Below are 26,992 nucleotides of genomic sequence, written 5' to 3'. Positions count from 1 at the left end.
TTTAATTATTACATATTCGACAATCCTATACTTTTTACTAGATCTAAGATACTATCTTATAGAATTGTTAAATTTTAATGTAAAAGACAATAAATACGCTATTAATTACCCAATGAAGTTGTTTTATAATTATTAAGCTATTATTCATCCCTTTAACCAGAAATGTGAATTTGAATTAGACGTACCTGTCCCCACTCCCAGAAGGGAGTTCTATATTTAAAAGAAAATCAGTTGGTTATGTAAACACAAACAGCCTAATTAAGCAAAAATTACTTCATGAGCACTGGAACTGGGTGATCCATTTTTCCAGGGCTTCTTTGGTTAAGACCGGGCTGACCGCTATTTCCCAAATCATTTTTGGCAATGGCTGCCAATTCCGTCAAGCTTTTTACTATCTCAGGCTTTTCAGCAGCCAAATTATGAGAAGAAGTAACATCATTCACGACATTAAACAAAAGTGGCAGGTTCTCTTCCCCTTCTTTAAAATACGGATGAACCTTAAACTCCTTTAAAGGCAGGAATAATTTCCACTGACCGGATCTTATGGCTTGAAGTTGATCCATATAGTAATAATAAAAAACATCGTAAGGGGTTTTTGCATCCTTTTCTCCTAGAATCAGTGGAAGAATGTTTTTACCATCAATAATCCGATCTTGGGGAACCTTGGCTCCTGAAAGAAGGGCAAAGGTCGGTAGAAAATCCATAGTCGTCGCCATCTCCTCGCTTACGCTTCCCGCTGGAACTTTACCCGGCCACCAGAAGATAGTTGGTACTCTAAATGCCCCCTCAGCAGTAGTATAGCCTTGACCTGATAAAGGAAAGTTCGTTCCTCTTACTGTACTTTCAGGATCACTAGTCATTGGGGCACCATTGTCTGAAGTGAAAACTACGATTGTATTTTCATCTATCCCAAGCTGCTCTAGCTTATCCATTATTTGACCAACCGACCAATCCAACTCTTCTACACTGTCGCCCCATGGTCCTCCTTTACTTTTACCCTTGAAAGCCTCACTGGCAAAGGGTTTGGTAGTACTTCCAGGCATGGCTTGAGGCAGGTAAAGGAAAAATGGTGTATTTTGGTTTTGGTCTATAAATTCCAAAGCCTTTTCAGTGTAATCTTTGGTCAACAAATTTCTATCAACTCCTGCCTGCACTACTTTACTGTTTTCCATTACAGGCAATGGAGGCCAATTCGACCCATTAAATTTTGTCCCGATCCGTTGACCGACCTCTTGGGTCATGTCATCACTATAAGGTATGCCATAAAAATAATCAAAGCCCTGATTGTTTGGTAAAAATTCTGGCTGGTCTCCCAAATGCCATTTCCCTATAAGGCCTGTTTTGTAGCCAACGCTTTTTAGCACTTCTGCTATTGTTACTTCTTCAGGACTTAATCCATAGGGTGAAATAGGACGCAAAACCAGCCCATCTCTAGGATTGACATGCATACCTACCCGCTGAGAGTAACATCCTGTCATAATAGAAGCCCTAGAAGGCGTACAAACTCCTGCAGTAACCAAAAAATGGGTAAACTTCCGGCCTTCTTTGGCCATCCGATTTAATTCCGGAGTGCGGATCACTTTTGAGCCAAAAGGCTCAATGTCTCCATAGCCCAAGTTGTCGCAGAATATTATAATAAAGTTAGGTGTCTTTTTTAAAGTATCGGTTTGCTCCAAGACCTTATGATTATTCCCTACCCCTGCTTTCAACACTTTAGCATTAAGCTGAGCATAGCTCATGAACAATAAGAAAAAACAAGCTAAATAAATGGAAAGGCAATTCCCTTTGCTCCTTTGAAGTAAATTAGAAAAGATTTCCATTTTATTAAGCGTTTAATAAGTCGAAGTATCTATTTGCGGAATGATAAAAATATGGATTTTAAAACAAAACCACCTATAATATCTTCCAAGTTACTGGTATTATATAATGAAAAAACTTTAACAAACGGTAAAGACCATTATTTACCCCATTCGAAAAAATTAAAATTAGAACATCCCACAAAAAGAATGATCAAGCATTTTTATCCCCCTCGTAATAGGCAATGGATCTTTTATTAACTGACCGTGCCATTCTACAATTAAAATCCCTTATCCATGTGGTAAGGCTGATTATAAAAAAAAACTTCTAAATTCTAAATTTTGGCTAAAGCCACCTGCAACGAAGCAATCCTATAAATGGGCTAAAGCCCATTCCTATTGAATTCAATTGGCCCAGACCCAAGCCTGAGAGAAAGAATAACAAACACATCTTTTCAATTGCCACCAGCTTTGCTGGAGATTAATGGGCGACTAGACACCGGTGGCTGAGCCTGTCGAAGCCACTCAATGAAAGTTGAAATCTTTCCGCATTATAGGTCCAAGTTACGCTTCGCTAAACTTGGACCAGATCGGGGAGTACTGTAATTCAATTGGTTGAACATAGATTTTGAGTATGGATTTGAGGTTTATTTTTTGTATTTTGAATTCAAATTGACAGCTTAGAAATCAATCAAACTTACTACTGGCAAAAATTTGAAAGGCCAACAGGAATGAAGGCCTTAATAATATTGCGTTTTATTTATGCACTATAATGACACTTTAACCCAAAATAATGAACAAAAAACCCCTAACTACCGAATGGCCGGTCCTCAATTTTGTAGCCATGCAAGACACCATTGAGACCATCCACCAATGGATACAGATAATTGGTAAGATCCGTTTAAGAACAATGCCTTGGCAAAACCACTCCTGGCATACTACCTTATATCTTTCTCCGGTGGGTTACACCACCAATGCCATTTGTTTTGATGGTGGTATTTTTGAAATAGAGTTGGATTTTATCCACCATCAACTGCACATCAAATCTTCAAATGCTGAAACGCAACATATTGCGCTAAAAACAATGAGTGTAGCCGACTTTTACAAAGCACTTTTTGAAAAACTAGCGGCATTAGGAATTCAAATCAAAATTCATGGCAGTCCAAACGAAATGGAACCGGCCATTCCTTTTGCCAGCAATACTGCCATAAGTACATTCGATCCTAAAGCTGCCAACCTACTTTGGACAGCCATGCTCAAGTCAAATGGAGTATTCAATAAATTCCGAAGTGGGTTTATTGGTAAATCCAGTCCTGTACATTTATTTTGGGGTGCTTTTGATTTGGCTATAACCCGATTTTCCGGAAGGCCTGCGCCCCTACATCAGGGAGGCGTACCAAACATGCCACTCGACGTAATGCAAGAAGCCTATTCTCATGAAGTAAGTAGTGCGGGATTCTGGCCAGGGTCCAAAGATTCGCCCATGCCCGTTTATTATGCCTATGCCTACCCCGGTAATGAAGCCTATGCAAAGCAAAAGGTTTTACCCGAACAAGCATTTTACAGTCCTGAAATGGGTGAGTTTTTCCTAAAATATGAAGACGTACAATCCTCCTCAGATCCGGAGAAAATGTTAATGGATTTTTTACAGACCACCTACGAGGCAGCAGCCAATACCTCAAACTGGGACCGAGATGCTTTGGAAAAGTAAAGAGGGAATAGCTAGATGGTTTTGTAGATGTGTTAACCCCTCCCTACTCTGCCGGAACAGGCACTGCCTCTTGATTTGAGAGATTTATTCGTAAACTGTAATATAAAGCAGTATTTAAACCTTAAGTATTTTGAGGTCTTTTTAGAAAAATTTGCTGACAAAATAATTGAAAAATGGATTAGCTATTTTGTATACCATAAAGATGTTGAGTTCGATAAAATTACTAAAAAATTAAAATGAAAATAATTGTTGACTATAAAGATTCTGAGTCTGGAGTTAATCAGTTGAAAATTGATTCTGCTAAGTATTTGTCGGATTATGCGATTCGGATTGTTTTTAACGATGGTAAGGAGAGGCTTATTGACTTTAAACCATTTCTATCAAAATCCCTTCATCCATCTATTAAAAAATATTTAGATGAAAATAAATTTTCCAACTTCATTGATTGATGGAAATTTAAACTGGAATGATTATAATTTGATTTTTCCAATTTCTGATTTACATGATTGACACGAATTTCGCTAAACCTTAATCGTGTCGACAGCTCTTCAAGATTTGTCTGTCATAGAGTACCGCACCTAGGTTTCATGAGCTTTTCGCAATGCTATTTCAGTCAACACAATGCTCACTCCTCTGCCTAAAGAAAGTTGAAAACTTTTTTCATTTTAAGTATAAGTTACGCTTTGCTAAACTTAGACCAGTGCATCGATAACACATTTCCAGTAGCTTCGACAGGCTCAGCCAACCTATTAGCAAGACACCCCCAGCGGGTACCTCAGAACCTACCCTTATACCTTCCTAACTCCAATTTCTGACAAAAAACAGGGGTTGGGTGCCCAAAACTGACAACATTCGACCTTTTAGCTCGAATTTTTATCCTCTGAACTCAAATTTTCGACCTAAAATATCGAAAATTCGACCAAAAAGGGACATCGATCTGGTCTAAACGTCGAAAATAGGACATAATTACCGGAATTTTAAGGATTTGGATGAGAAATTCGGTGCTTCGAATTGAAGATGGGTATCTTCAAGGGCACTCGTTGCAGTTATTATTTTATAAATTCGAGATTTGAGGTGGGTAATTCAACGTTTTATCCGGAAAATTCCGTCTATTTGGCAGCTCATTTGAGTTTGTAACTCGGCAATTCGAGCTAAACCTGACAAAATTCAAAAGTAAAACCGAACAATTCGACCATTTATATACACTATTGGCTTTTTGGATAGGGGAAATGAAGCTAATTAGGGACAAGGATAAATAATTAGGCTAAAAAAACAGGGTACAGCTCAATGATTATTGACTGTACCCCTCAATTTGTTTTGGTTGACGCAAGCATATTTTACTGTTTAGTTATTTGTTTCATCGGAGGGACCATATTTGGCTCTTAAAAACCGCTGCTTGAGATCATCATGGATCACTTTGGCATCTGCTACATTTAGTTTGGCTCCATATTTCACAGAGTTATAGTAACTGAGTGCTCCTACATAGGCTTCAGATCCTGCCATCATTACGGTGTCATTCAGGTTGCTTTCCACCTGCTGCAAATCCCTGAGCAAAGGAATTAGGCTTTTCACGGCGATCCAGTCTTTATTCAATTCATTCAAATCAACAAAGGGAGGAAGAAATTGACCATCTTCATGGGCATATTCCATAACTTTTTCTACAAAGGGAATGGTACCATCTCCCATTTTAGGCACCTTCTGCCTCTCGGCCGAACTGATGGCAATTATGTAGGGGCTTAAGGTGGTTTTAAGGGTAGCGATGGCTGTTTTAATGGCCTGAAGTTCCGCTTCCGGGATTTCAATAGAAACTGTGTTCATCGTACTCATATCATGGAAATTTTAAATGAAACATAATTAATACAAATCAAATTTTTTTTTTAAGATATGAAATACAACTAAATACATGTGAAATTTACTAAAAAGCTAATCTTTTAACTGTAAAGTTCTTTAATTCGGTTTTTAACAAAAGGGTTTTGGAAGAATAACCTGTATTAAAGGAAAATCCTCAATCGAATTATAGAAGTACTGGAAATTTACGGCATGTTATAGATCGAAAACCAAAAAAATTAAATTTTTTTTTAAACTCAAACCTCTTAATCTCTTTCGAAATAATGAAAACTTAGGTAGTTTAGGGGGAACTAAAAGGTAGATATAACTCACGGTATACTTATTCCTATGTTAGCTGATACCAATGATCCCTCCAAAGAACGTTAATAAAATATAAATAAAAGAAGAACATGAAACTAATTCCTTTCGAAATTGAATTACATAAAATTATAATAGACCCTTATAATCCAAGGTTTGTAAATGAAAAAAAAGTTTCACAAGAAACAATGATTAGTGAAATGCTTCAATCTTCGCAATCAAAAGAATTACTTAAAAGCATGCAACAGGATATAAAATGGGTAAATAGAATAGTTGTCCAAAAAATTGAAACCCATCAATATTCAGAAAAGTTAAAAAAATCCAATCAGGAATTTGAATATGTGGTAATAGAAGGAAATACAAGGGTTGCATGTTTAAAATCAGGACGCATTGATGGTTATAATGACCAAACCATTATCCCCTTACTTTTAGCTGAAATGGAAGAAGAGGAATTGAAAGAAGAATTTTGGAAGCAAATTAGAATTACTCAGGGAATTGCTAATGTAACAACGGTTAAAGAATGGAGTCAAGTTGCGAAAGCAAAACATTTAAATGCATTGTACAATGATTCTATTAATGGTCAACGCTCTCACGATGTATATAAACAAATTTCTAATGAATTGGGGATAGGATTAAAGGAAGTTCGTGAATCAATAATTAGATTCAAAATTTACTCTAAAATTGCGGATCTTTCAGATCCCATCTCTGATGATAATTGGGGTTATTTAGAAGCTTTTGATAAAAACATTTCTATCCGAGAAAAAATTGGTATAAATAAAGAAACAAATGAATTTCAGGACAATGATGAAGAATATTTCGAAGAAATTTTAATGAAAATTCCTAAACTAATAACTCAAGCACTCCATCAAGGTCTAAACACAAAACAATTCAGAGATATAATTATTGATATTTCAAAAGATGTTGATACTTCAGAAGATTTTAATTCATTAATCGAAGAAATATTAGACACAAGTTCGGATAAACTTTTAGTAAACTTAATTAAAAAAGAAAAAATCACAAGTGATAAAGAACAATGGGAATCAGAATTAAATCAAATTTTTGACAAGGTCTCAAGTTTTCCAAGTGTTCAAAATTGGGCAATTGACTTAAAAGAAAAATTAGAAAGTATAAATTTAAAAATTAAAAAACATTTAGAAATCATTACTGAGTAATGAAATGATTATGAAGGTAAATGACATAGTTAACTTGATAATAAGTTATAATTGGTCTGGTTCAATAATTATTGAAAATATAATTTTAGACATGTCTTATGATTTAATTCCAGATCTTGAAACAAGAGAAAAAGTAATTGACGACTATGCAGATGTAAAAAGTAAAGCTTTTCTAAAATTAATTAAACATATTGATTCAGTTAATCAATCTAACACCTCGTTTCAAAAAATCATACTTGAAGAAAAAATAGATGGTTACTATATTGAAAAACAAAAAGAAAATCCGTTTCATAGTAAAAAATACGCTGAAGTAATTAAACTAATTAATAGATTTGAAGAAGAACAAAACAAAGGAATTATATATGAGGAATTTTGTAAATTGTTTTTAGAAGACTTAGGTATAAACTGCAAATTAACACCTAAAACAAATGATAAAGGTATAGATGTTCTAGGAAGTTTTAAGGTTAAACTCTCAGAGGAAATAGGTGATTTAGTATTTAATGAAGAAATATATTTATTAATTCAATCAAAATATTTCAATAAAAAAATTGACACACCTGTAATCAGAAAGCTAGTTGGCGACTCACTTTTCATTAGATTTGATGAATTAGAGTACGCTGAAATCAAACATAATGCTTTTCATTTAATAGTATTTTCTCATTTAGGTTTTACTGAACCGGCTATAAAATTTGCTAAAAAAAATATGATTAAACTATTTGATTCAACTAATATCGCTCACATAATATCTGAAAAGCCAGGAAAAGTCTGGAATTGTTTAAACATTACCTTGAAAAATCGAACTTTAGAATAACCATACCATTTAAACTGCTGTAAGCTCTAAACCATCATTGTGCCTGTCAAAGAGTCCATCGAAAATCTCGTATCTACCGCTCTTCGTATAAATTATCCTAATAGATTTTTTTTCCATTCAGCCCTAATTCACTGTATTTGTTAATCATGTTTTGAGGTAAAAAGAAAATATAGACTTAGACCCTTATATTACTCTTCGCTAAACTTTAGACCAGATACGGGTACCAAAAAACCAATTTGAAATAGCTTATTGTTCATGTTAAAATCCCCATCCCTCTAAACCTTCACATACCAGCGGTTCTTATCCATCCACCAACCTATCAGCCATATGAGCAGCATAAAGGATATGGAGAACAACAAACTTGCCCAGCCTTCGGGGAACACTGGTTCATAAAGGGTTTTATAGGTCAGATTTCGGATGGATTGACCTTCAATCCTTATCATTCCCAAGATTCTTACCAAGACACCTGATAAGATGTACAAAGCCAAGGGGTTTTTGCCAAAGACTTCGAAAAAATAAGCCCAGCCTTTAATGGACCGCACTTCCAATACAAACATCAGTACGGCTAAGGTAAGTGTGGAATAACCAACCGTTACGAGAACGAAGGAACTGGTCCAGATTTTCTTATTGATTGGAAACCCATAATCCCATAGGTAACCTGCGACTAGTAAAAGCACTGCAACCATGGCCAACCAAAGCACCGTCTCGATATTCCCTCCTCTTTTTTGGATTTGCAAGCCTACCCAATAACCTAATAATACATTGACCATGGCAGGAAAAGTGCTCAACAAACCTTCAGGATCAAATGCAACCCCATCCATCTTGTAAAGGTTATCCGGGGAAAACAGCCATAAATCCAAACGGCCACTCGCATTGCCTTCCAATGAAAAAGGATCCATGCCCGGAACCCCAAGAAAAAGCATGACTAGCCAATACAAGACCAACACAACGCCACTCGTAATAAGAATTTTTCTCGCACCCAAGAAATAAATCAATGTAGCCGAAAGGCCATAACACAAAGCTATTCTTTGCAATACACCAAGAATTCTGATGCTGGTAAAATCATAAGGGACCATACCACTATCATTGATTCTAAAGAAAGGAAAGGCCGTAAGCAACAAACCAATAATAAAAATCAAGGCCGTTCTTTTAAACACCTTGCCAAAATAATCCTTTCCGCCCTTTTGTTTAAACTTACCTAGACTGAAGCTCATGGCATTGCCCACTACAAATAAAAAGGAGGGGAACACCAAATCCGTAAGGGTTAAACCATGCCATGAAGCATGAGTCAGAGGGCCAAAACTAGTGCTTCCATCTCCGGGAGTATTGACGATCACCATCAATGCCAATGTCAAGCCTCTTAGTACATCCAATGATTGGTACCTTGTTGAGGGAGTAGGGTAATCCAATGTATTTGTCATATTCTTACTTTGTTGAAATCTTACCTATCGTATCAAACATCTGGACAAAAGTCACCCAAGGTTGGGATTGTTCCTGCTTGGACTTATCTTCAGCAGCCATGTAATTTTCCAGTCCGTCGATAAATCCAGCAGCACCTGACCATACAGTTAATATAACGCCCTGAAATCGGTCTTTCATGGCTTCCGTTTGGAATTCTCTCCACCTAAACATGTCCTTGACTTGCTGCACGCCCACCTGAGGGGTCTTCCAGGCACAACTTATCACATCAAAACCCTTCATCGCAAACATTACCGGCGTTTGATCCGGCCTTTCATAATGCCAATCACATATCACCACATCTTTAGGGATCATGTCAATGGCTCGGTAAGTGTTGTTCATGCTTGCTTCCCACTTGCCTATGCCGGTGGTTTTACCATCGATCAACCTATCTCCCCACATCCAAAGCTTTTTCCCTTGCACCTGTAGGTGATTTCTAATCTTGGTGACTTCACCAGCAAAAAGCTCTGCAGCATCTCTACCACTACACCTGGGGCATTTATCATCAGCAATATAAAACACCTCATCCATGCCTGCATGAAAAGCATCTGTCTCAAACACTTCCACAATCTCATCCATTAAGTCAAAAACCACCTCATGCACACCAGGATGTAAAGGGCAGTAGCTTTTACAATACAAGCCATCTTCATTTGGCCATTTGTAATCAACTGGAATTTGCACCTGCGGTGTCTCGTCAAATTCAGGATAAACTTTAAGTAAATTCCCAAGTGACCCAGCCCAGGATTGATGTCCTAGAAGGTTGATCTGTGGCACCAATTGAATCCCATGCTTCTTGGCTACGACCACCATTTTCTTGACATCTCCTTCAGACAATGTCACTTTATTTCGGAGCTCGGGATGGCTTTTAAATTCATAATTATAATCCACCCTCAGAATCAGCACATTTACACCTCTTGGAGCCAATACTTCATCCATAAAGCTGACAAATCGATCAACATCCGTCTTTTGAGGAGCTGCAATGGCAAAACCTCTTACCGGCAAATCTACCTTATCTATTTCCTGAGTATATGCAGATTGAAACAAAAAGAGCATGTCCAATAGCAATACAATTCTCTTGAATTTTTTCATGTTTTTGCCATTTGGTAAGGTGCAAATTTTCAGGCCTGGGCCGCTTTTGCCTGACCAACCGGTAATTTGAACAATAATTATAGCATAAATTAATGACTTAACAATTCCATTCCCTTCAAATCTCAAAAAATCAGGTGCCATTAATCCGCCAAGTATCAAGATAGCCTAATGAAGATAGGGCAACTAAATAAAAAGGCTGGGACTATCACATCGGATAATCCCAGCCTATTTACATCTTTCGGTAGGTATAAAATGCCCTAACAATAGCTAAGACATGGTTTCAGTGATTGTTTTATGCATTAATGATCATTTTCTTTAGCTATTTCCTTGAGAAGTCGTCCTGAACCCGAACAATATCCTCCTCGTCGGAAGGATTGGTTGGGTCAGTGTGCATCCATATTTCCGCAACAACCCCCCAATTCCCCATTCCAATTAGACGATGTCGCTCACCTTGTTTCAAACGTTGAACTTCACCTATTTTCATGGCTTTCAATTCGCCTTCGGTATCATCCTCGCTGGTAATTAGTCCACCTTCACCCGCTACCAATTTCCAGATTTCGGCTCTTCTGTGGTGGTATTGCCATGACAATCTTTTGTCTGGGCCCACCAATAATATTTTAGGACTTAATTTATTTTTCAACTGCTCTGGAGACAGATTAACCTCAGGAAAGAACTTTTCCCGAAATTCATTTATTTGCTTTTCATTAATGACAAAAAAACCTCCCCAGGGTCGGCTTTCATCCTTGTTTACTATTTGGAACCCACTGGCGGCCAACCATTCATCAACCGTCTTAAAAATAGCTGTTTTGGATAATTCTTTCTCTATTTTCATTCTATTCTATTATTAAACGAAGTATTAATACTTACTGCTTTCTAAAAAACTCTCAAAAGATAATAAATTTTTATTGCTTTCTTTCAAACAAGCTTGCAGCCCCTATCATTGCCGCTTTTTCTCCTAATTTGCTTATGAAAATTTCCGGGTTGGCATTTCTAGCATTCAGAACCCTTTTTACCTCAGGCAAAAACAGATCACCCGCTTTAACCATATTCCCACCGATGACAACTTTATCAATGGCCTTTCCTTCCATTTGCATAAGCATTAGTTCGGCCAGATTTTGACCGAATTCTTTGAGAACGGTTATCGTTGCTGGTCTCATGTCAGGCATAGAAAGCAGGGTTTTCAAGCCATCAACTTCAATAGCATGTTTTTCTTTAGCCCAATGAACAAAGAAGGAAGTACTTATCAAATCTTCAGCAATTCCCCCTTTAAAAGGACGTGACCAAAAAGCTCCATCCTCTGCCATTTCTCCAAACTTGTAAGAACCACCTAAACCCGTACCCAAGGTAATCCCCATCAAACGTTCCTCGTTTCCCCAACCGGCGACAAAAGACTCCCCTTGCAAAAAGGCCGCAGCATCATTGATAAAGGCTATATTTTCTACAGGGATATTAAGGAGTCTTGAAAGCGCTTCCTTTAGGTTAACCTGATAAAGAGAGCGGTATTTCCCCTGATCTAAAATCAAAGAAATCCCCTGCTCATAATTAAAAGGAGCTGGCATGGCAATTCCCAAAAAAGCATCTTTGGTGATTTTTAAGGAGGAAATACACTCCATCCAGGCATTTAGTATTACTTCTTTAGACGCAAGAGAATCCACAGGACACCTGGAAATATTGTCATCAGGAATGCTTAAATTTTGATTATCCAGAAGTCCTGCACTGATATGGGAACCTCCGATGTCAACACCCACAATCTGTTTCATTTTAATCGTTTATCTTTTGTCTAATAATCTCTTTGAAGCTTTCTTTCTCATGGTAGGCCGCAAATTCAAAATCATTGGCAGCTCTTTTCCTTAAATATTCATTCCGCACAATGGCTTTTTTGAGATTCTCATAAAGCTTTGTTTCCTCTCCATTTCTTGCAGCTATCAATGCCAATCCATAGAAGGGAAATCCATTTCCCATATTTTGAATGGCACTGTTTTCAAATTGGAGGGTTGCATTGTAATAATCTCCGGATAAAACATTGGCCAAACCCTGATTAAAGAGATTTACGGGATTGTTCTCCGCGTAATTTAAATGCATGACAGCCAATCGATAATCACCATTGAAAATCGATACAGCACCCAAGGCAGCTTGGTGGATCTTGGTAAGTTTGTCTGACTTGGTTAGGGCATTTGCTCTATAAAAGCTGGCATAGGCACTAAATTTATCTTCCCACAACCAAAAAACTATTCCAAGATTATGTGCTGCAAATGGGTTTTCAAAAATCCCATTTGATCTATTGAAGGCGAAAAGCGCATTCTCAAGTAGCTGGTTCTTTTCTTTTTTATTCAAGGTTCTATTGGCCCTATTGGCAAAAACTACTCCTAGATTATTATAAGAATAAGCGCTTGGGTAGACTTCTACCATTGCCCTCAAAAGCTCTTCCTTCTCAGCCCATCCGGGCTCCATCTCCAAGGCTCTTATATAGTCTTTCTCCGAAAGTGTATCTGCTGACACCTCACCTTTACGAATACTTCTTGACAAGATGGATAGCTGAAGGTCTGAAATATTTTCAGAACCTTGTTGCGATGGTTTATTTTCATTCTCAAATCGCTTCAAAACATCCCGTTCCACTTGAGCGTAATGAGCAAAAGCTTTCATTTTATTCTTTTTGAAAGTCCAGTCACCCGGCCCTTCTATGGCCTGAAGAAATGGAGCCTTATCGGTAAAAGGAACACCACTGTAAGCAGTGAATATTTTTGATAAATCTTCGTAGCTCTTTTCCGACAACATCCCAAAAGTTTCCACCTCATTGGGAGAAGCCCATAAACCTAAAACAGGATATTCTTCTTGGTTTCTGTATTGACCTATTTGAGAAAGGGCAGCTGTAGTAATAATTCCTGTAGACACTACTATTTCTTCTGTTTCCTCCTGAACTGCAGCCTGATTATTCAATATTGCACCTTTCGCCAGTAAAGAACCTTTTTCCATGCCTTCTTTAAATGGCATACTAAAGTGGCCTTTCAATTTAACTCCTGAATAAACATCTAAAGTATCTCCTTTCACCTTCAACTTTTTCTCAAACAAATACGTTTCATTACCATATTTAAAATAGGGCGTTAAAACATAGGTCTCGTTCTTCAATAGAGATGCATTGGGTAAGGCTACAGTTAAATCGAACCTTACTGAATCCCCAAGACGTTCGAGGGCATTTGGTTCCAAATAAATTTTTTGGTTATCTGCTTTTTTTTTAACTTGGACTACGTTACAAGAGAAGCATGTAGCTGTAGTACTTAAAACAAAAAAAGCAATAATATTTTTCACCATATTCATAGGTTAACCAATTTATTATCAATAAGTTGTTGTATGTTTAATTCTTAGAACATTAAAATGGTCATTACAATGGAAAATATAAAATTATTCTTCCAAGAAAGAGCCTTCGGTGTTTGCTCAAAATTAGGAGAAAAACTTCATTTCCCTATTGATAGCATTCGTTTGTTTTTTATCTACAGTTCTTTTATTACGTTAGGCTCACCCATTATAGTATATGTGAGCCTAGGGATGCTAATGAAAATAAGAACCTACTTAAGAAGAATGAATAACCCAGCATTGTTTGATTAACTAAGCTGGGAGTATTTTTTCTTTCCTTTTAAATAATAGGCTAATATTATAGAATAAACAGCTTTAGGTTGGGCAGACTTAAGTTGTTTTACTTTTTTAAACTCCTGGTAATTTACCGCTTGCCTATTGGTTAGGAAATCCCAGTAGGCTTTAAAAACAGCCTTGCTATGTTTCCCACCTTTGGTAAATAGCAAATGCAACATGGCCCCAAAGTCCATTACCATCCTCCACAGGAATACTTTTATAAAACTATCAATTTTCAAATTGCTATTGAGCATATAAAGACTATTTCTGAAATTTAGATAAGTTTTAAAGGGATTTGTCTGGGAAAGCGTACCTCCTCCCAAGTGGTAAACGGCAGATTGTCCACAATAATGGATCTTATAACCTTCATTTCTCATTCTCCAGCACAAATCAATTTCCTCCATATGAGAAAAAAAATAAGGATTGAACCCTCCTAATTGATGAAAAAGAGGAGCCTTGACACAAAAGCAAGCTCCTGAAGCCCAATCCAGTTCAATTGAATCATTGTACTGCCCTTGGTCCTCTTCCAATAAATGTAACACTCTTCCTCGGCAATAGGGATAACCCAGTTGGTCTAGAAAACCACCTGCTGCACCAGCATAGTCGAAATAACCTTTATGGGAGAGCGAAAGCACCTTTGGTTGGCAGGCAGCCACAGCAGGTTTTTCAGACAGACAATCCACCATAGCCCTGTCCCATCCGGGAGTGACTTCCACATCGGAATTAAGTAATAGGTAATAGGAAAATTTTCCTTTCAATTCCTCCAGACCAAGGTTATATCCTTTACTGTAGCCATGGTTTTCTTTAAGCAAAATCAAGCTAACATTGGGGAAATCCTTTTGAAGAAAAGCTATGGAGCCGTCCTTGCTCCCATTGTCCACTACTACAATCTCAAAAACGCTATTGCCGATCACTTGAGGCAGGTACTGCCGAAGCATGGTTTCCCCATTGTAATTTAAAATAACAATAGCAGCCTCTTTCATTAAACCATATTTCCAAAATCCATGCCCGGAATATTCGGCATCATTCCGGCAGTAGCACTGCCCATTTTTTCTTTGATTTTCGCATCTATGTTTTCAAGGGCTTTATTGGTCGCTCCTACAATAAGGTCTTTCATCATGTCCTTGTCTTTCTCATTGACTAGACTAGGATCAATTTCAATGTCCAATACCCTACGTTCTCCATTCACCACTACTTTGACCATTCCTGCCCCTACTTCTCCTTCTGCGCGTAAGTGTACCAATTCGGCTTGGGTGGCTTTTATTTTTGCCTGAGCCTCCTTCACCTTATTCATTATATTCATCATGTCAAACATATCCGTCGCTATTTTATATTTTCATTTATTTAAATTTCGAGTGCCATTTGAGAAATAGCACTACTTATAGACCTATTTAAACGGCAATTCTAACCAAAAGATCATTTTATCTTTTCGATCACCTCTTCTAAAGTTATACTTTGCTGTTCCCCACTTGCCATATCCTTCAGACTAATGGTATTGTTTTCCAATTCATCAGACCCTACTACGCCTACAAAAGGAATTCCCTTTTTGCCTGCATAGTTGAATTGTTTTTTTATTTTAGCCAAATCAGGAAAGATTTCAGCCGCTATTCCGGCTTTTCTTAAGGAGGCAACTATGCCCAAACAAGCATCCCTTTCCTCTTCACCAAAATAGGCAAGCATTATTTTTGTTCGCTCCACTTCATCATCCGGAAACATATTTAATTCGTCCAGCACATCATAAAGCCTGTCTACTCCAAAGGAGAAACCAACCCCAGATACACCTGGGAGGCCAAACACACCAGTAAGGTCATCATATCTTCCACCTCCACTTACAGAACCAATACCTACACCATTTACTTTCACTTCAAATATAGCCCCTGTATAATAAGACAAGCCTCTAGCTAAAACAGGATCAAACACCACGTGGTTTTGATTTTCCCCCATTTTCCCTAAGTAATCGAAGACTTCTTCAAGCTCAGCTATTCCTTTTAAGCCCACCTCGCTTTCCGCCAGGTAATTCTTTAAAAACAATAGCCAGTCTGCATTGTTGTTCTCTTTTTGAGCTATAATAGGTGATAAGACTTCAATAGCCTCTTCAGAAAAACCCCTTTCTTGCAATTCTATTTTAACCTTTTCCCAGCCAATTTTATCCAGTTTATCGATGGCAACGCATAAATCGGATTCTTTTCCTGAAGCGCCAATTACTTCTGCAATCCCAGTAAGAATTTTCCTATTGTTAATCTTAATGTCATAATCCTTTAAGTTAAAATCAGAAAAGACCCTTTTAATCATAGAAAGTATTTCTGTTTCACAGATAAGGCTGTCTGTACCCACTACATCTGCATCACATTGGTAAAATTCTCTATACCTACCCTTTTGTGGTCGATCAGCCCTCCAAACAGGCTGCATTTGAAAACGTTTGAATGGATAGGTGATTTCATTTTGATTCATGACCACATACCTGGCGAAAGGCACAGTAAGGTCATAGCGCAGGCCTTTTTCTGAAATCTTTGGTAACACCTTGTTTTCACCAGCATTAAAAGTATCTGAATCTACTTTCTTTAAAAAGGCGCCACTATTTAGGACTTTAAACAAGAGTTGATCCCCTTCATCCCCATATTTCCCAGTCAAAGTACTGAGATTCTCCATGGTAGGCGTTTCTAGCTGTTGGTAGCCATATAATTTAAATGTATCCTGAATGGTATTGAAAATATAATTTCTGCGGGACATTTCTTTTGGGCCAAAATCTCGCATCCCTTTAGGTATACCTGGTTTTTGTTTGCTCATTCTCTGGAATTTTGGCCAAAGTTAAAAAATTAAAAAGTATATGGCAGATATTCCCATTGCTAATTAGAAGCAAAATTCAACTTCTTTAATTATTTTCTGTGTTTATTTAATATTTTACTTACCTTTGCCCTTCATTTCAAGCGCGAACAAAAAATAAATAATACAATGGCTGTTACTACTTTAAAAAGGAAATTAAGAAGAAAAAGACAGGCACAGAATGCCAGGGTACAAAAAATCAAGTTATTGAGTGCTCAACCTGTTCTTAAAAATGTAGATGTAGAAGAGATTAAAAAAGAATTTACTTCAAGCAAATAAAACATAAAAGAGCCCGATACTGTTCGGGTTTTTTTTTATATCCTTCCCCTTTTTCCCATTTCAATAACTTTTAGATTTTTGATGGTATTGTCCAGTTCAAAAGTCAGCATGGTTTTTATTTGATGAAAGCCATGATTCCCAATTGCACCAGGATTCATATACAAAACATTCAAATCCTTGTCATGTATCACTTTGCAAATGTGTGAATGACCACAAACAAATAGTTCAGGTTTGTGAAGTTTAATTTTGGCTTTTACCCCTTTTGCATATCTTGGTGGAGTCCCTCCTATATGGATCATAAAGACTTTTACTCCTCCGCATTCAAACACTAGCTCTTCCGGAATTTCCCTTTGCAAATTGGCATCATCAATGTTTCCATACACTACTCGAAGCAAAGGTTTTTTAGGCAACAAGTCCAATACGGCCGGATCTCCTACATCTCCAGCATGCCAAATTTCGTCTACCTCCTCTAATCTTTTGATTGCATTTTCAGGTAAGCTACTGTGCGTATCGCTAATGAGGGCTATTTTCACCATTGATTTTTTTGTTTCAACAACAAAACAAATCTAAAAGCGCTTGAAAAACAAGAACAGCCTACCAAAGGACTAGACAAAACATGAATTAGGCGTTTTTTATAGTAAGAGTGAAAATATTTCAAAAAAACCACAAAGTTTGAAAACGAAAGGCAAACACCTTCTCAACATGCTATCCACCCCTAGAAACTAGCTGATAGTGAATTCATTTCACAATAAAATCAAAAAATCATCCCAAATCCTCAAATGGTAAAGCCAAGCAACTTCAAGTGCAAAAAGCAATGTTATCCCAGTTCCATTTTAAAATTTGCTGAATTTCCTTTTATCACTAAAGACTGCGGTTCCAAATTTAAAATCACAAGAAAACGACCTTAAAAAGTAAGCAAACTTGGTAATTGAAAGATTCCTTTCTATTTTTACGAGGATAGAAAATTTTGTATATAAATGAAAGAAATACAATTCAGAGATGCCATTCGGGATGCTATGTCCGAAGAAATGAGACGCGATAAAAATGTGTTTCTTATGGGAGAAGAAGTTGCTGAATACAACGGTGCATACAAGGCTAGCCAAGGAATGTTAGATGAGTTTGGACCTGAGAGAGTATTTGACACTCCTATTTCGGAACTTGGATTTTCAGGTCTTGGCGTAGGAGCTGCAATGAATGGTCTGAGGCCCATAATAGAGTTTATGACATTTAATTTCTCATTGGTAGCAATGGATCAATTGGTCAATTCAGCAGCTAAAATGCTAGCCATGTCTGGAGGCCAATACAGCGTTCCCATCGTTTTTCGAGGACCAACAGGAAATGCAGGTCAACTAGGTGCCACCCACTCTTCAAATTTTGAAAACTGGTTTGCCAACACTCCTGGTTTAAAGGTAGTGGTTCCTTCCAATCCATATGATGCCAAAGGACTACTTAAGGCATCAATAAGAGATAACAACCCTGTTATTTTCATGGAGTCCGAAGTAATGTATAGTGATAAAGGCGAGGTCCCTGAGGGTGAATACCTTTTACCTATAGGCGTTGCAGAGATCAAAAGAAAAGGAGATGATGTTACTATTGTTTCTTTTGGTAAAATGATGAAAGTAGCCTATGAAGCTGCCGATGAATTGGCCAAGGACAACATCCATGCTGAGGTTATTGATCTAAGAACGGTAAAACCAATAGATTACCCAACTGTCATCGCTTCAGTTAAGAAAACCAATAGATGTGTAATCGTTGAAGAAGCCAATCCTGTTGCTGGATTATCTTCGGATATCGCCTATAACATTCAAAAACAAGCCTTCGATTACCTTGATGCTCCTGTGATAAGGGTCAACTCTATGGATATTCCTTTGAGTTATTCACCTGCTTACATAGAAGTTACATTACCTAATGTAAAAAGGACAATTGATGCTGTGAAGTCTGTGACTTATAAGAAGTAAATCTTAATCCTACATAATTATACGATTGAAAATAAGCAGTGCCTTAGGCATTGCTTATTTTTTTTCTAATAGCTGAAGATTTTCAGTTTGAACCTAAAATAAAAAAAAAAAATGGCTGCGAAATAATTCATTTTGCAGCCATTTTTTATTTCTATTTCTGTTTTTTTTATCGTCTCCTCATATTTCCTCCAAGTGCACCCAATGCTTTTTGGGCTCCACCCATCTTATTCATCTGCTTCATCATTTTTCTCATATCCGAAAACTGCTTCATGAGGTTATTCACTTCCTGAATGGTTCTTCCACTACCATTTGCAATTCTTTTTCTACGACTGCCATCTATAAGAGACGGATTTCCTCTTTCCTGAGGAGTCATACTTCTAATAATTGCCTCGATAGGAATAAAGGATTCATCGTCAATGTCTAAACCTTTGATGGCTTTTCCCATTCCAGGTATCATTCCCAAAAGGTCTTTAATATTCCCCATCTTCTTTATTTGGTCAAGCTGGGAAAGGAAGTCATCAAAATCAAACTGGTTTTTCCTTATTTTGGCATTCAGCCTTTTTGCCTCATCCTCATCAAATGATTGCTGGGCTTTTTCCACCAATGAAACCACATCACCCATACCCAAAATCCTTTGGGCCATACGATCAGGGTAAAACAGGTCAAGATTTTCCATCTTTTCACCCGTTGAAATAAACTTGATGGGTTTATTAACAACGTGACGAATTGAAATGGCTGCACCACCCCTACTATCACCATCGAGTTTGGTCAGCACTACGCCATCAAAGTCCAATCTTTCATCGAAAGTTTTGGCCGTATTGACAGCATCCTGACCAGTCATTGAATCGACAACAAACAGGGTTTCTGAAGGTTTCAGGCTTTCTTTTAAAGCTGAAATTTCGTTCATCATCACCTCATCCACTGCCAAACGACCCGCAGTATCCACGATCACAGTCTTTTTACCATTTTTCTTTGCGTATTCTATGGCATTGGTCGCAATTTCTAAGGCATTTTGGTTTCCAGGTTCTGCGTATACCTCTATTCCGATTTGTTCACCGAGCGTTTTAAGCTGTTCAATGGCAGCAGGGCGATAAATATCACAGGCTACTAATAAAACCTGACGACCTTGTTTTTTCAAGTAGGTACCTAACTTTCCTGAAAAAGTGGTTTTACCTGAACCCTGAAGTCCAGAAATCAAAATAACTGAAGGATCTCCTTTTAATTTAATCTCCTCCTTTGCACCTCCCATTAACTGGGTCAATTCTTCCTGCGTGATTTTGACTAATAACTGTCCTGGGGAAACGGAAATCAACACATCTCTTCCTAATGCTTCCTCCTTTATTTTGTCGGTAACCTCTTTGGCCACCTTATAATTCACGTCAGCGTCGATCAGTGCTCTCCTAATTTCTTTTACCGTGGTAGCTACATTTATTTCTGTAATCTTCCCCGTACCTTTTAAGGTTTTAAAGGCTCTGTCTAATTTAAAACTGAGATTATCAAACATGTCATTTTTGTTTTGAATCAACAAAAATAGAGATTTTTTTTAAGCAAGTAGGTCTAAATCACCAAAATAATACGTAGATTATTAAAAGTCATTTTATTTGATTTTGTTAATTATACATACTCAAAACTTCGACCTATAAGGTCAAAATGTTGCATTTAGCATACAAAAATACCCTGATCAGGGTATTTTATTGATCAAAAAAATGTCGTTACTTACACATTCAAATTAAACATTATCAAACAATTACAACTTAATTTAACTTTTATCAATCAAAACAGCTTAAATAATGTTAAAAGACCAAACCCCGCTTTTTATCCCTATCGGAAATTTTTCTGATCATTGTAACAGCCTTGATGGAAGAAAATTATTGCCGTTAATAAACCTTATCCAAGAAATGGAACTGAGGTTTTATAAAACAGAAAAATTTCTTGGAATCCATGATTTAAGTGACACCACTCTTAATACAATTGGATTAAATGGAATTCATGTTAAAATTTTAGACGCCGTATTGAAATTAAGATTGGTACCATTATTCGATTGGCTTTCTTGGAAAACTGAAGCAGAAAGGTATTACCAGGATCCATCCTTATTGAGAGGTTTAGATACCGTAACACTTGGTAAAATAATGACTGTATTACTTAGATCTCAAACGATTTATGGACCTACCTTCCTAGAATCAAAGATTAAGGACAAATTTGTTCTATTTCTTCTAAAAGCAATTGTTCATTCATTAGACCAAACAAATATTTCAGGTTATTTAACTAGTGACATCGTCGATTAAACCCTACATAACACCAAATTAAGTACAAAATTTATCAATATAGCACACTATTTTTTATGCTTGACACCCCATTTTTTTTTTAAATTGGCCTTAAAATTGTATTGTAGTTATAACAGGTTTCAATTCAATAATTGCCATATTCAAATTTCACAAAGTGAAATGGGGATTTACTAATTAAATCTTTACTGGAGTGATCCGGTCCCATTTCATTTTTCGTAAATATCTTAAATACTAATTCGGTTTTGTGCAATTATCTCCCAATACTATAAAGGAGAAAATACATCCACAGGATTATTTAGTTATATACCCTATTTTGAGTTAGCAAATCAACAGTTAGGCAGAATAAAAAACCAATACTACTGAGGTTGAATAGTTTCCATCTTTTAACAAAACAGTTAGTGACTATTTCAAGTTTATTTCAAATAGGAAATACAACAATCCTGAATGAATATTGTTGGTTCATCGGCTAAAAAAAGTGTTAATGAAAGTCCAAAAATTAGACATTTCACATTTAAAGTTTGTGATCCTCCTATTCAGTTTACTAATAGGCATTAGTTTTTCGTCCAGTTTATGGGCACAATCCAGCCCTACATTGGAACTTGAAAAGCAAAACCCCTCCTGTTCAGGAAATGGGAGCATAACGGCATTGCTTGTAAACGTGGACAATTCGGGGAATTTAGCCTACAACTTATATTTGCTCCCTGGGGGAGACCTGCTATCCACAAACCAAAATGGGATTTTTGAGGAATTAGAAGCAGGTACCTATAGTATTACAGCAAATTACACATCTGAAGGTAACCCAAAGGAAATTTCTTCCGAGATTACTTTGCTTACAGCATTTGAACCTTTGTCATTTACAGTAATTTCCAACAATCTTTGCAACAGTGATCTTGGTAGGATAGAAGTGGATGTACATCAGGGAAATCCCGCAACCTACCAATTACAAGGTCCTACCCCAAGAGCTGCTCAAGAAAGCCCTGTATTTGAAGATCTTTCTGCAGGGACCTATACGATTATTGTCACAGACAATTGTGGAGACAGGCTTTCCCAATCCTTTGAAATTCAAAAAGCTGAGTTTTTGATTGATAGTGAATTCCAGCAGTTTGAAAATGAATTAAAAAGCTGTGGAGTGATTAGTGTTGGTCACCAATTGAATTCAATCGGTTCGGATATTTCCTATCCACTCCAAGTAAAATACCTTATCTATACTCCTGGAGGAGATACAGAAGAAGTCAATATTGTAATAGCAACCGGTTCTTCTTCAGAAAACATTTTTTTTGCTGACCTACCATTCTTCCATGACCAAGCCTATACTTATGATATAACAATCACCGACAACTGTGGTCAAACTACAGCTTTAGAAGGGAACACAATCAACCGTAAGTTAAGCATTTCCAATGACCTGCTATGGGGTGCAGGACTTTGTGGAAGAAGAAGACTTTCAGTAAAACCTTCTAATTTCACCGCACCATTTACTATTAATTTCACAGACTTCCCTGCCGGTTTTGATCCTGTATCTTTTAATTCACAATATCCAGGACCATTTGATGAAGAGAATGTTTTTTTCGGATCCACTGAACTACCCATCCCTGCAGGAAACTATGCATTTACCTTGGTAGACGCCTGTGGAAATTCAGCAAGTATTGAGAAAGAGTTGCTTGAAAAATTAAGTGGTCCCGGTGCAACTGTTTACAAGGGCTGTGGAGTAGACTTAGGTTCTGTTCAATTGAACAGTTTTGACTTTGAATTTACTAAGGTGGAATTGACTAAAGCTCCTAGCTCCTACACGGAACCGGTTCCGGCCGACGTTAGTCAAAACATTAGTGTTAGCATAGACCCGAGAAGGTTCTTTATGGGAGGACTTCCTGCAGGAGATTATGAATTCACCTCTTATACAAGTTGTGGTACTACCCACCTTACAAAAGTTACTATAGAAGGCGTAACAATAACTGAAAACCAAATTGACGTAGTCGAAAATTGTGGTGCTTTCAATCTTTTCCTGAAGCACAATGACAACCTAAACAGTAATCAAGCCACAATATTTGGAATACAAAAACTAGATCCTATCTCAGGTGAATGGACACACCCTGGAACGGGAAAGGTTTACAATCCCTCGGATGAACTTAGCAATGAAAATGCAGTACTATTGACAAATGGAGCTTCAAATATTAATCTAAACTATTCTGGAAAACTAAGATTACTCAAATCCTACCGGGTATGGAAAAATGGAAAGGACATGATACTAAACCGACCCCAGACCACCTATTGTATCGAAACTTTGAAGTCATTTGAAATAAAGGAAAAGAGCACTTTCAGTAGCATTAACACTTTCAAATGCTCAGGGGACAGCTATGAGATGTCTGTAAATGCCAGTGGTTATCCTCCCATTACTTATAAAATTGTAGAAAAAGATGGTTTACCATTTGTTGTAGACAATGGCGAGGACCCCTTATTCACTGGCCTTGAATCTGGTAAATATAAATTACAATTGGAAGATGCCTGTGGAAATTTAACCAATTCCACAGTACAGGTAAGGGGGGAAAACCTACCTAAAATCACTCCTGAAAATCTATGTGAAGGGGAGAATGGGGCACTTTTGATAAAGAACCTTGATTTTCTTCAATTTGAATGGTACAAAGGTGGAAGCCCAGAAACAATCCTTAGCACTGGCCCCCGACTTGAATTTTCACCCTTTAACTTGGCTACCGATGCAGGTACTTATTATGTAAGAATAAGCGATACCAATCCCGAATCATGTGTGAATAGAACTCTAGAATTTAGGATTGATGAATCAAGTCTAAACCCAGAACCAGGTGAGGGTCAGGAGGTGAATCTTTGCAAGGGTGAAATTGTAAATTTATTTGACTTTTTGGATGGACCGTTTGACAATTATGGTACTTGGAGCGAAGCAAGTGAAAGTGGTGGACTAATTGAGAACACATGGTCCTCTTCAGAAGTAACACCTGGCACATATACCTTTGATTACACAATTACGGGTATTTGTTCCGGAGAAAAAACCAGTACCGTAACCATTAACCTAGAAGATGTTCCAGATGCACCAATTGGCAATCCTATTCAGGAATTTTGCAGTCCTGGTGAGTATACACTTGCTGACTTAGAGGTAGAAGGCAGTAATATTGAATGGCATTTGTCTCCATTAGGAGAAGCAATACTGCCGGCTAACACGAGCCTTCAAAACGGAATGTCCTATTACGCATCCCAGAACAATGGCACCTGCTTTTCTAACGAAAGACTAGCCGTTAAAGTATTTGTTTATCCTGAAGTAGAAAACAATACAATTTCAGGTGATCAGACCTTGTTTCAGATGGAAAGCCCTGAAATTATTATTGGCAGCACACCTCAGGGAGGATCGGGAGATTTTACTTATACCTGGGAAAAAAAATCAAATTCATCTGACTGGGAGGTTATAAATGGTGCAGAAGGAAAGGATTATTCACCTCTCCCACTATTAGAAACTACTAGCTATAGAAGAACCGTAAGTGACAATACCTGTGGTGGTTTTGTGAGCAATATAGTTACCATAACAGTGCAGGTGGCCCCCATTATCGCTACCAATGATGTCTTTGGTCCTTTTAAAAATTACCAAACCTACCTATTGCCATCCATACTATTGAATGACAGCCTAAAAAGCAAACCGCTTTTGCCCGAGGAAGTTAACATAAGCATTCTGTCTATAAGGGACACAGGAGGGAACAGTATTCAACTGGACTACCAACTGGATGAAAACGGAAGTCTTTCTTTACCAGAAGATATTCTGCCAGAAACCTATACAATCCAATACAGCATTTGTCAAAAAGAAGTACCCGGAAATTGTAGTGAAGCTACGGTTACCTTTGAAGTGCTGGGAATTTCCCTTGAAGCCGAAAAGAAAATTGACAGGACTCAAGCCCTACCTGGTGAAATAGTAAACTATTCTATCACTATCAAAAACACTAGCCTTTTTGCCTTAGAAAACATTGTTCTGACCGAAATATTACCCGAAGAATTGATGATCTTGTCATCCACTCCTCTTCTAGAGAATAACAATACCTGGAAAATACCGGCACTTGCCCCTGAAGAGATTACTTCATTTTCTTTATCCATAATGCCCACCACAGACGGGAATTTCACCAATGAAATAAACATAGCAGTTGAAAATTACAATCAAACAATTGCTAGTGAAGAATTGCAGGTAAGGCCTAAGATGGTAGACATGTATATACAAAAGTCCTCTGCCAGCAGCCCTGTTAATGATGGCAATACTTTTGAATACCAAATAACCGTAGGAAACAATGGGCCTGACCCTGCTGACAATATTAAAATTGTGGATTTTTTACCAGATGAATTGAAATACCTGAGTGCAAGCTTAAGTTCGGATGGACTATTTTCATCGCCAATATTCTCACAGGACGGTAAATTATTGATATGGGAAGTGGCTCAATTCCCCGTAGGAGCAACGTTTCAAATCAATTTATTGGTCACTGCCATAAAAGATGGAAGGATCAATAACAGGGCTGAAGTAAGCGCAGATGGAGAAGATGTTAAACCCGAGAACAATACCTCCATCGAGACCAAAACTATCTTGCCTCTCTTTATTCCAAATGTAATCAAACCGGATGGTGATGGAAGAAATGAAACCTTTGTCATTAGGGCTTCACACAGGTTTGAGCGTGTTGAATTATCCTTATATAACCGCTGGGGAGATATTGTGTATACCTCCAGCGATTACCAGAACAACTGGTATGCACAAGGATTATTGGCTGGCACTTATTACTACCAGGTAACAGGTATAAGTTTTGATAAAAAAGAAATACAATACAAAGGTTGGGTACAGGTGATTAAATAACAAAATGAAATCAATCAACTTAAATAGCATTCTTTTGATTTTGGTAATATTTGCCACCCTTAAAGGCGTGAAGGGCCAACAATTGCCCCAATACAGCCAATACATATTCAATGCAATGCACGTAAACCCAGCCTACGCAGGATATAAAATTGATCCATTCGTCCAAGCCACTTACCGAAGTCAGTTTGGAGGATTTGAGGGTGCGCCCAAAACTTTTTCCCTGTCGGCAGACATTGCAAACTCATTACAAACCATGGGATTTGGTCTGAATATTAATTCAGACCAATTTGGTGCCAGTGATATACAGTCTATGTTACTCACTTATTCCTACACTGTACAGATCTCCTACGAAAGCTTCTTGTCTTTGGGCCTTAGCTCAGGATTTACTTCCTATGGCCTTGACGCAAGTCAATTCCAGCCGGATGATCCCAATGACCCTGGCATCCCTCAAGGGAGAATCAATGCGATTACACCCAATTTAAATCTAGGGATCTTTTTCCACACACCTGTGTTTTTCACTGGTTTAAGTGCCTATAACCTTGTTGGACAAAACATACTGGAAAAGAAACAACTTGCGATAGCCACACACAATTATCACTTTTACTTCCAAATGGGCCTGCTACTCCCAATATCAAATGAACTGTCCTTCAAACCATCTGTACTAATTCGTGAGGACCTGAATGGGCCTACCAGCTATGACATCAACGCCATGTTTCTGATAAAAGAAAACTATTGGATTGGCACTTCTTTTAGATCAGGACTTTCTAAAAACAAGACCATAATTTCTGAATTATCAGGGAATAGAAACGCTCTTGCTTTACTATTTGACTTTTTCATTACTGATGACCTAAGAATGGGCTATGCTTATGACTTTAACTTAAACAGCAAAAGCAATTACATCAATAACAGCCATGAACTCTCCTTAGGGTATTACCTCAACAGCAAATGGCTCAGTATATATAGAAATAGACATTTTTAAATAAACCTTCCTC

The 26,992-nt window shown here is 37.5% G+C and carries 22 protein-coding genes; 10 read left to right on the top strand and 12 right to left on the bottom strand.

From position 1 onward, the window contains the following. Positions 1–269 precede the first annotated feature (269 nt). Complete coding sequence (locus tag AC13EX_RS14560) at positions 270–1,820, bottom strand: sulfatase family protein (protein WP_482893237.1); 1,551 nt, start codon at positions 1,818–1,820, stop codon at positions 270–272. A 769-nt stretch (positions 1,821–2,589) separates the two neighbouring features. Here AC13EX_RS14560 and AC13EX_RS14555 point away from each other — a divergent pair. Together AC13EX_RS14555 and AC13EX_RS14550 are read left to right on the top strand one after the other, a co-directional pair. Then, positions 2,590–3,507 (top strand): DUF5996 family protein, encoded by a 918-nt coding sequence (locus tag AC13EX_RS14555; protein ID WP_482893236.1) that lies wholly within the window; start codon positions 2,590–2,592, stop codon positions 3,505–3,507. A gap of 236 nt (positions 3,508–3,743) precedes the next feature. Next, a complete protein-coding gene (locus AC13EX_RS14550; RefSeq protein WP_482893235.1) occupies positions 3,744–3,956 on the top strand; it encodes a DUF2442 domain-containing protein in 213 nt (70 codons plus the stop codon). 895 nt (positions 3,957–4,851) lie between these two features. On the opposite strand, the gene AC13EX_RS14545 is transcribed toward AC13EX_RS14550, so the two are convergent. Next, positions 4,852–5,334 (bottom strand): hypothetical protein, encoded by a 483-nt coding sequence (locus tag AC13EX_RS14545; protein ID WP_482893234.1) that lies wholly within the window; start codon positions 5,332–5,334, stop codon positions 4,852–4,854. A gap of 410 nt (positions 5,335–5,744) precedes the next feature. Here AC13EX_RS14545 and AC13EX_RS14540 point away from each other — a divergent pair, with 410 nt between their 5' ends. After that, positions 5,745–6,824 (top strand): hypothetical protein, encoded by a 1,080-nt coding sequence (locus tag AC13EX_RS14540; protein WP_482893233.1) that lies wholly within the window; start codon positions 5,745–5,747, stop codon positions 6,822–6,824. A gap of 10 nt (positions 6,825–6,834) precedes the next feature. Continuing rightward, positions 6,835–7,635 (top strand): restriction endonuclease, encoded by an 801-nt coding sequence (locus AC13EX_RS14535; protein ID WP_482893231.1) that lies wholly within the window; start codon positions 6,835–6,837, stop codon positions 7,633–7,635. A 275-nt stretch (positions 7,636–7,910) separates the two neighbouring features. Here AC13EX_RS14535 and AC13EX_RS14530 read toward each other — a convergent pair whose 3' ends face one another. From AC13EX_RS14530 to AC13EX_RS14510, 5 genes are all read right to left on the bottom strand, one after another. Beyond that, positions 7,911–9,056 (bottom strand): acyltransferase family protein, encoded by a 1,146-nt coding sequence (locus AC13EX_RS14530; RefSeq protein ID WP_482893230.1) that lies wholly within the window; start codon positions 9,054–9,056, stop codon positions 7,911–7,913. A 4-nt stretch (positions 9,057–9,060) separates the two neighbouring features. After that, on the bottom strand, positions 9,061–10,182 hold the full coding sequence (locus tag AC13EX_RS14525) for a family 20 glycosylhydrolase (protein ID WP_482893229.1): 1,122 nt from the start codon (positions 10,180–10,182) through the stop codon (positions 9,061–9,063). Positions 10,183–10,501: 319 nt separating this feature from the next. After that, entirely contained in the window at positions 10,502–11,014 is a 513-nt protein-coding gene (locus AC13EX_RS14520) for a cupin domain-containing protein (protein WP_482893228.1), read from the bottom strand. 70 nt (positions 11,015–11,084) lie between these two features. After that, positions 11,085–11,942: an ROK family protein gene (locus AC13EX_RS14515; RefSeq protein ID WP_084011594.1), complete on the bottom strand. Its 858-nt coding sequence runs from the start codon at positions 11,940–11,942 to the stop codon at positions 11,085–11,087. Position 11,943: 1 nt separating this feature from the next. Continuing rightward, on the bottom strand, positions 11,944–13,491 hold the full coding sequence (locus AC13EX_RS14510) for a TPR end-of-group domain-containing protein (RefSeq protein WP_482893227.1): 1,548 nt from the start codon (positions 13,489–13,491) through the stop codon (positions 11,944–11,946). 75 nt (positions 13,492–13,566) lie between these two features. On the opposite strand from AC13EX_RS14510, the gene AC13EX_RS14505 reads away from it, so the two are divergent. Beyond that, positions 13,567–13,785, top strand: a complete 219-nt coding sequence (locus tag AC13EX_RS14505; RefSeq protein WP_048644303.1) for a PspC family transcriptional regulator — start codon at positions 13,567–13,569, stop codon at positions 13,783–13,785. On the opposite strand, the gene AC13EX_RS14500 is transcribed toward AC13EX_RS14505, so the two are convergent. The 3 genes from AC13EX_RS14500 to hisS all read right to left on the bottom strand — a co-directional run bounded on the left by AC13EX_RS14500 (position 13,782) and on the right by hisS (position 16,596). Next, the gene (locus AC13EX_RS14500) at positions 13,782–14,792 is read right to left on the bottom strand and encodes a glycosyltransferase family 2 protein (protein WP_482893226.1); all 1,011 of its coding nucleotides are present in this window, start codon (positions 14,790–14,792) and stop codon (positions 13,782–13,784) included. The two genes, AC13EX_RS14505 and AC13EX_RS14500, sit on opposite strands and share 4 nt — an antisense overlap. Further along, positions 14,792–15,124, bottom strand: coding sequence for a YbaB/EbfC family nucleoid-associated protein (locus AC13EX_RS14495; protein WP_482893224.1), 333 nt, complete (start codon positions 15,122–15,124; stop codon positions 14,792–14,794). The genes AC13EX_RS14500 and AC13EX_RS14495 overlap by 1 nt, the downstream gene beginning before the upstream one ends. 101 nt (positions 15,125–15,225) lie before the next feature. Continuing rightward, positions 15,226–16,596, bottom strand: a complete 1,371-nt coding sequence (hisS, locus tag AC13EX_RS14490; RefSeq protein ID WP_482893223.1) for a histidine--tRNA ligase — start codon at positions 16,594–16,596, stop codon at positions 15,226–15,228. A gap of 165 nt (positions 16,597–16,761) precedes the next feature. Between hisS and AC13EX_RS14485 the strand changes: the two genes are divergently transcribed. Further along, complete coding sequence (locus AC13EX_RS14485) at positions 16,762–16,911, top strand: hypothetical protein (protein WP_169786455.1); 150 nt, start codon at positions 16,762–16,764, stop codon at positions 16,909–16,911. Positions 16,912–16,946: 35 nt separating this feature from the next. Here AC13EX_RS14485 and AC13EX_RS14480 read toward each other — a convergent pair whose 3' ends face one another. Further along, on the bottom strand, positions 16,947–17,447 hold the full coding sequence (locus AC13EX_RS14480; protein WP_482893222.1) for a metallophosphoesterase family protein: 501 nt from the start codon (positions 17,445–17,447) through the stop codon (positions 16,947–16,949). Positions 17,448–17,888: 441 nt separating this feature from the next. Between AC13EX_RS14480 and AC13EX_RS14475 the strand changes: the two genes are divergently transcribed. Beyond that, positions 17,889–18,869 carry a pyruvate dehydrogenase complex E1 component subunit beta gene (locus tag AC13EX_RS14475; protein WP_048640330.1) on the top strand — a complete coding sequence of 327 codons (981 nt, stop codon included), beginning with the start codon at positions 17,889–17,891 and terminating at the stop codon, positions 18,867–18,869. Positions 18,870–19,035: 166 nt separating this feature from the next. On the opposite strand, the gene ffh is transcribed toward AC13EX_RS14475, so the two are convergent. Beyond that, positions 19,036–20,373 carry a signal recognition particle protein gene (gene ffh, locus AC13EX_RS14470; protein WP_482893221.1) on the bottom strand — a complete coding sequence of 446 codons (1,338 nt, stop codon included), beginning with the start codon at positions 20,371–20,373 and terminating at the stop codon, positions 19,036–19,038. 286 nt (positions 20,374–20,659) lie between these two features. Between ffh and AC13EX_RS14465 the strand changes: the two genes are divergently transcribed. The 3 genes from AC13EX_RS14465 to AC13EX_RS14455 all read left to right on the top strand — a co-directional run bounded on the left by AC13EX_RS14465 (position 20,660) and on the right by AC13EX_RS14455 (position 26,979). Then, on the top strand, positions 20,660–21,154 hold the full coding sequence (locus tag AC13EX_RS14465) for a DUF6508 domain-containing protein (protein ID WP_048640331.1): 495 nt from the start codon (positions 20,660–20,662) through the stop codon (positions 21,152–21,154). Between the two features lie 481 nt (positions 21,155–21,635). Further along, positions 21,636–26,000: a T9SS type B sorting domain-containing protein gene (locus tag AC13EX_RS14460; protein ID WP_482893220.1), complete on the top strand. Its 4,365-nt coding sequence runs from the start codon at positions 21,636–21,638 to the stop codon at positions 25,998–26,000. Positions 26,001–26,004: 4 nt separating this feature from the next. Beyond that, on the top strand, positions 26,005–26,979 hold the full coding sequence (locus AC13EX_RS14455) for a PorP/SprF family type IX secretion system membrane protein (protein WP_482893219.1): 975 nt from the start codon (positions 26,005–26,007) through the stop codon (positions 26,977–26,979). The last annotated feature ends 13 nt before the right edge of the window (positions 26,980–26,992 follow it).

Source organism: Cyclobacterium sp. L-R, assembly GCF_056859355.1.
Note: the sequence above shows the minus strand (reverse complement) of the source record. Positions and strands in the feature narration are given on the sequence as shown.

Coding starts and splice junctions, on each gene's coding strand:
- AC13EX_RS14560 (WP_482893237.1), bottom strand. CDS start 1,820: ATGGAAATCTTTTCTAATTTACTTCAAAGGAGCAAAGGGAATTGCCTT.
- AC13EX_RS14555 (WP_482893236.1), top strand. CDS start 2,590: ATGAACAAAAAACCCCTAACTACCGAATGGCCGGTCCTCAATTTTGTA.
- AC13EX_RS14550 (WP_482893235.1), top strand. CDS start 3,744: ATGAAAATAATTGTTGACTATAAAGATTCTGAGTCTGGAGTTAATCAG.
- AC13EX_RS14545 (WP_482893234.1), bottom strand. CDS start 5,334: ATGAGTACGATGAACACAGTTTCTATTGAAATCCCGGAAGCGGAACTT.
- AC13EX_RS14540 (WP_482893233.1), top strand. CDS start 5,745: ATGAAACTAATTCCTTTCGAAATTGAATTACATAAAATTATAATAGAC.
- AC13EX_RS14535 (WP_482893231.1), top strand. CDS start 6,835: ATGAAGGTAAATGACATAGTTAACTTGATAATAAGTTATAATTGGTCT.
- AC13EX_RS14530 (WP_482893230.1), bottom strand. CDS start 9,056: ATGACAAATACATTGGATTACCCTACTCCCTCAACAAGGTACCAATCA.
- AC13EX_RS14525 (WP_482893229.1), bottom strand. CDS start 10,182: ATGAAAAAATTCAAGAGAATTGTATTGCTATTGGACATGCTCTTTTTG.
- AC13EX_RS14520 (WP_482893228.1), bottom strand. CDS start 11,014: ATGAAAATAGAGAAAGAATTATCCAAAACAGCTATTTTTAAGACGGTT.
- AC13EX_RS14515 (WP_084011594.1), bottom strand. CDS start 11,942: ATGAAACAGATTGTGGGTGTTGACATCGGAGGTTCCCATATCAGTGCA.
- AC13EX_RS14510 (WP_482893227.1), bottom strand. CDS start 13,491: ATGGTGAAAAATATTATTGCTTTTTTTGTTTTAAGTACTACAGCTACA.
- AC13EX_RS14505 (WP_048644303.1), top strand. CDS start 13,567: ATGGAAAATATAAAATTATTCTTCCAAGAAAGAGCCTTCGGTGTTTGC.
- AC13EX_RS14500 (WP_482893226.1), bottom strand. CDS start 14,792: ATGAAAGAGGCTGCTATTGTTATTTTAAATTACAATGGGGAAACCATG.
- AC13EX_RS14495 (WP_482893224.1), bottom strand. CDS start 15,124: ATGTTTGACATGATGAATATAATGAATAAGGTGAAGGAGGCTCAGGCA.
- hisS (WP_482893223.1), bottom strand. CDS start 16,596: ATGAGCAAACAAAAACCAGGTATACCTAAAGGGATGCGAGATTTTGGC.
- AC13EX_RS14485 (WP_169786455.1), top strand. CDS start 16,762: ATGGCTGTTACTACTTTAAAAAGGAAATTAAGAAGAAAAAGACAGGCA.
- AC13EX_RS14480 (WP_482893222.1), bottom strand. CDS start 17,447: ATGGTGAAAATAGCCCTCATTAGCGATACGCACAGTAGCTTACCTGAA.
- AC13EX_RS14475 (WP_048640330.1), top strand. CDS start 17,889: ATGAAAGAAATACAATTCAGAGATGCCATTCGGGATGCTATGTCCGAA.
- ffh (WP_482893221.1), bottom strand. CDS start 20,373: ATGTTTGATAATCTCAGTTTTAAATTAGACAGAGCCTTTAAAACCTTA.
- AC13EX_RS14465 (WP_048640331.1), top strand. CDS start 20,660: ATGTTAAAAGACCAAACCCCGCTTTTTATCCCTATCGGAAATTTTTCT.
- AC13EX_RS14460 (WP_482893220.1), top strand. CDS start 21,636: ATGAAAGTCCAAAAATTAGACATTTCACATTTAAAGTTTGTGATCCTC.
- AC13EX_RS14455 (WP_482893219.1), top strand. CDS start 26,005: ATGAAATCAATCAACTTAAATAGCATTCTTTTGATTTTGGTAATATTT.